Consider the following 3,493-nt stretch of genomic DNA (forward strand, 5'->3'; position numbering starts at 1 on the left):
GCACCGCCGGCACCTGCGCGACCGCGACGGGCCGCGGCATCGCGTCGGCCGCCGACGAGGGGAGCACGGGCGTCGAGGCGATCGAGAACAGCACGCCGAGCGCGGCGACGGCCAGCCCCACGGGCAGCGCGGGACCGGAGATCGGGGAGCGCGGAGCCGCATGCTGGGCAAGCGGCGGAACGGTCATTGCCTCATTCTCTCATTCGAAGATCTCTGCGATGCCCGCTTGTGCTTTCTTCGTCTTTCTGTTCGAATGAGGGGATGCGGTGGCAGGGGCAGAAGCTGGGCGACGTCGACGAGGCGGCGCTGCCCGGGCTGGAGGAGCGCCGCGGCGTGCTGCGCACCGTGAAGACCCCGGCGTTCGAGGGCATGACCTTCCATGAGGTGCTGTCGAAGTCGGCTCTCAACCACGTGCCCGGCGCCTCGCGCATGCCGTTCGCCTGGACCATCAACCCCTACCGCGGCTGCTCTCATGCCTGCACGTACTGTTTCGCCCGCGGCACGCACGAGTACCTCGACCTCGACGGCGGCGCCGACTTCGACTCGCAGATCGTGGTCAAGGTCAACGTGGTCGAGGTGCTGGAGCGAGAGCTGCGGCGGGGCAGCTGGAACCACGAGACCGTGGCGCTCGGCACGAACACCGATCCGTACCAGCGCGCGGAGGGCCGCTACGCTCTCATGCCCGGCATCATCCAGGCGCTCGCGACCTCGGGCACGCCGATCTCGATCCTCACCAAGGGCACGCTGATCCGCCGCGACATCCCCCTGCTGGTGAAGGCGGCCGAGCGGGTGCCGGTCGACGTGCAGATGTCGATCGCGATGTACGACGACGCCCTGCAGAAGGCGATCGAGCCGGGAGCGCCCACCACCCAGGCGCGGCTCGACACGGTGCGCGCCCTGGCCGATGCCGGGTTCCCCGTGACCGTGTTCCTCATGCCGATCCTGCCGCACCTCACCGACTCGGTGGAGTCGATCGACACCGGCCTCCGCCGCATCAAGGAGTCGGGGGCACGCACCGTCATCTACGGGGCGCTGCATCTGCGGCCGGGGGTCAAGCCGTGGTTCTTCGAGTGGCTCGAGCGCACGCGCCCCGACCTCGTGTCGTCGTACCGCGGGCTGTACCCCGGCGCGTCGGTCGAAGCCCCCAAGCCCTACCGCCAGTGGCTGGCACGGCGGGTGCGACCGCTCATCCGCCTGCACGGCCTCGACGCCCGGCACGAAGACGACTACCCCCGCCGCGGGTTCCGGCCGGGGCAGGGGCACACCGCGTCGAGCACGCCACCGGCCGGCACGGTCGCCTTCCGACAGACCGGGCCCGCCGCGACACCCCCGCAGCCGATGCTGTTCTGAGCCGTCCGGTCGGGAGGGCCTCCGGGGCCGCGTAGGCTCGGGGATCATGGCGATCGGTTCCACCCTCCACACGTTCGACGTGCAGCTCGCCGACACCGATCGCGGGGTCTACGACGACTACTCGCTGCGGGTGGCGCGGCACCCCTCCGAGACCGACGCCTACATGCTCACGCGGGTGCTGGCGTACGGGCTCGAGTTCGGCGAGGGCATCGCGTTCGGCGGCAGCGTGTCCGACACCGAGGAGCCCGCGGTGCTCGTGCGCGACCTCACCGGGCGGATCGTCACCTGGATCGAGGTCGGCGCGCCCGACGCGGAGCGCCTGCACCACGCCAGCCGTCTCGCCGAGCGCACCGTGGTGTACACGCACCGCGACCCCGCGAAGGTGATGGCGCCGTGGGCGGACAAACGCATCCACCGCGCCGAGGACATCCGCGTCCACAGCTTCGACCCCGGGTTCATCGACACCGTGACGCCGCACCTGGAGCGCCGCAACACCCTGACCCTCACCGTGACGGAGCGCGTGCTCTACCTCGACCTCAACGGCACGAGCCTGGTGACCGCGCTGCACGAGCACGAGCTCGGCTGACACCCCGGGTGATGCCGGGGTGCGAAGCGCGGAAAGGCCCCGGAGACCGAGGTCTCCGGGGCCTTTCCGATCCGAAGGCGATCAGGCGGTGAGGTCGGCCGTCGACGGCTGACGCCCGGCGATCTCCTCGATCACGTCGTCGTCCAGGCGGGCGTTCTCGAACGGCGCCTCGATCTCGGCACGCTCCAGCAGCTCGTTCATGCGACGCTGGCGCTGACGCGTGATCAGCGTCACCACGCGACCCGAGCGACCGGCGCGGCCCGTGCGACCCGACCGGTGCAGGTAGGTCTTGTACTCGTCGGGGGCGTCGGCCTGCACGACCAGGTCGATGTCGTCGACGTGGATGCCGCGCGCCGCGACGTCGGTCGCCACGAGCACGTTCACGCGACCCGAGGTGAGCTTCTCCAGGTTGCGCGTGCGCTTGGCCTGGTTCAGGTCGCCGTGCAGCGACACCGCGGGGATGCCGGCGTCGTCGAACTGCTCCGCCAGCATCTCGGCGTAGGCGCGGGTGCGGGCGAACACGAGCGTCTTGCCCTCGCGGTCGACGAGCGACGTGAGGATGTCGGCCTTGTCGCGGTGCTCGATCACCAGCACCCGGTGCTCGATCGTGCTCGACTCCTGGTCCTCCCCGGCGACCTCGTACACGGCCGGGTCCACGAGGAACTCGTCGACGAGCGCGGCGACCTCGCGGTCGAGCGTCGCAGAGAACAGCAGCTTCTGGCTGCCCTCGGCAGTGCGGCGGAGGATGCGCTGCACGGGCTCGACGAACCCGAGCTCGCACATGTGGTCGGCCTCGTCCAGCACCGCGATGCGGCAGTCGGACAGGTCGAGCTTGCCCTGGTTCATCAGGTCCTCGACGCGTCCGGGCGTGCCGATCACGATGTCGACGCCCTTCTTCAGCGCACCCACCTGGCGGCCCTGCGGCACACCGCCGTAGATCTGCGTGGTGAACAGTCCGACGCTGCGGGCGATCGGCTGGATCGTGCGGTCGATCTGCAGCGCGAGCTCGCGCGTCGGGGCGAGGATGATCGCGCGCGGGGCACGACCGAACTCGCGGCGCTTGCCCGCCTGCGACTGGAGCACGCGCTCCACGAGCGGCGCGCCGAACGCGATGGTCTTGCCGGAGCCGGTGCGACCGCGGGCGAGCACGTCGCGCCCCTCCAGCACGGCCGGGATGCTGGCCGCCTGGATCGGGAAAGGCGTCTCGGCGCCGAGGTTCTTCAGCGTCTCGGTGATGTTCGAGCCGAGCCCGAGGTCGGCGAAGGTCACGTTCTCGACCTCGACGGCCTGCACGGCCTGCGCTTCGAGGCGCTCGTGCACCACGTCGGCGCCCGGGGTGAAGGCGTCCTTGGGCTTGGCGTTCCAGTCGCTGCGGCTGGGGCGCTCCTCCCGACGCGGACGCTCGGTGCGGTAGGCGCCACCGGTCGAGGCGCGGGGACGCTCCCGCTCCCCGTCGAACGCGCGCTGCGTGCGGTCGCGGTCGAAGGCCCGGCGGGCGCGGTCGGCGTCGTACGAGCGCTCGGGGCGCGAGGGACCGCGGTCGTTCGAGCGGCCCCG

General features: G+C 71.3%; 3 protein-coding genes and 1 pseudogene. 2 read left to right on the forward strand and 2 right to left on the reverse strand.

Annotation, left to right across the window (positions count from 1 at the left end):
• Window positions 1-187: pseudogene (locus DW309_RS08930) on the reverse strand (M15 family metallopeptidase); the annotation flags it as partial.
• Between the two features lie 74 nt (window positions 188-261).
• Here DW309_RS08930 and DW309_RS08935 point away from each other — a divergent pair.
• Entirely contained in the window at window positions 262-1,350 is a 1,089-nt protein-coding gene (locus DW309_RS08935; RefSeq protein WP_136045167.1) for an Rv2578c family radical SAM protein, read from the forward strand.
• 46 nt (window positions 1,351-1,396) lie between these two features.
• Window positions 1,397-1,936 carry a YaeQ family protein gene (locus tag DW309_RS08940; protein WP_136045168.1) on the forward strand — a complete coding sequence of 180 codons (540 nt, stop codon included), beginning with the start codon at window positions 1,397-1,399 and terminating at the stop codon, window positions 1,934-1,936.
• 81 nt (window positions 1,937-2,017) lie between these two features.
• On the opposite strand, the gene DW309_RS08945 is transcribed toward DW309_RS08940, so the two are convergent.
• A partial coding sequence (locus DW309_RS08945) for a DEAD/DEAH box helicase (RefSeq protein ID WP_136045169.1) occupies window positions 2,018-3,493 on the reverse strand: 1,476 nt, incomplete at its 5' end.

Source organism: Microbacterium sp. K41, from assembly GCF_004794395.1.
Classification (GTDB): domain Bacteria; phylum Actinomycetota; class Actinomycetes; order Actinomycetales; family Microbacteriaceae; genus Microbacterium; species Microbacterium sufflavum.